Source organism: Streptomyces niger, assembly GCF_000718305.1.
Classification (GTDB): Bacteria; Actinomycetota; Actinomycetes; order Streptomycetales; family Streptomycetaceae; genus Streptomyces; species Streptomyces niger.
In genome coordinates, this window is sequence record NZ_JOFQ01000054.1 from 1 (window position 1) to 1,205 (window position 1,205).

Below are 1,205 nucleotides of genomic sequence, written 5' to 3' on the forward strand. Positions count from 1 at the left end.
TTCGACAAGCGCGACTACCTCTTCAACGGCACACTGACCGTCGCCGCGATCGTCATCTGGCTCCGCGACACAGTCCAAGAGCCATCAGAAACGACCTAGCGCGCTCAGTGGCCAACTACGCGGCTCAGTCACACGCCCGATGTTGTATGGAGTTCTCGTCTGTTCGGCTAGAAGGAAACGTCGATGTCGGTGACGTCGATGTAGTCGATGTCGGTGAATTCCACTTCGAGGTCATCGGCGCGGCGTCCGCCGTCCTTGAAATAGATTTCCTGCAATCCCTCGGCGACGATTGTGCGCATCTGCTGGTCGCCGGCGCCGTGCTGCTGGGCGTCGAAGAGGCGGGCGGCGTAGGCGGGCGGGAGGTGGACGGTCAGCCGCCGGACCCGGCCGTCGTCGGTGGTGCCGATGGGGGCGGTGTAGCCGAAGCGGGCGCGGGGTTCGCTGCCGCGGCTGGATCAGCGGCGGCGGGGCGAGTGCTATCTGCGGGGGCTGATGCTGGACGGCCGGCGTAAGGACTGGAATCAGAATGAGGTCTCTGGGCTCGGGTATGACGGCATGACAGTTCGTGGTGGTGTAGCCCGAGACCTATGGCAGCTGGACTCCGGACCAGGCATCGACTTCGCACTGTCTATCGGCATTGTTCCCGGCGGTCACGACTGTGCCGTTGGCACGCAGGCCGAGGGTGTGCGTTGAACCGGCCGCCACGGCGACAATGTCGCGCCAATCGCCGACTTCGCACTGTCCGTAGCTGTTGTCCCCGGCTGCGAGGACCCGCCCGGACGCTGTGACTCCGACGGTGTGGTAGCTGCCCGCGTCGAGTGCCACCACGTCTTCCCACTCTCCGACCTCGCACGCCCCGGTTGCCCGGTCGCCGGTCGCTACTGTCCGCCCATCGGCTCTGAGGCCGACGGTGTGGAGATACCCGGCCGAAACGGATGCCAGGTCACACCACCCTTCAACGGCACACTGCCCTCGTCGGTTGTTCCCCGCGGCCAGTGCAGAGCCGTCCGACCGGACGCCGACCGAGTGCCAGTCACCACACGAGAGAACGACCATCTCGCGCCAGGACTGCACGTCGCACTGCCCTTCTGAACTCCTGCCAACTGCTACTGACCTTTCCGGAGGGTTGTCGGGTGCGGGTCACACCGGATCAAGTGGTAGGCCGGTGCCGGTTAGGCAGCCGTCGATCAGGTGTGGAGCCTGCT

Annotated in this window: 1 protein-coding gene and 1 pseudogene; both read right to left on the minus strand. The window is 65.4% G+C overall.

The window, feature by feature from the left end; translation table 11 throughout:
- Positions 1-167 precede the first annotated feature (167 nt).
- Positions 168-440: pseudogene (gene tpg, locus IF20_RS36850) on the minus strand (telomere-protecting terminal protein Tpg); the annotation flags it as partial.
- A 145-nt stretch (positions 441-585) separates the two neighbouring features.
- Positions 586-1,056 carry an RCC1 domain-containing protein gene (locus IF20_RS38775; protein ID WP_110944907.1) on the minus strand — a complete coding sequence of 157 codons (471 nt, stop codon included), beginning with the start codon at positions 1,054-1,056 and terminating at the stop codon, positions 586-588.
- Positions 1,057-1,205: the final 149 nt, after the last annotated feature.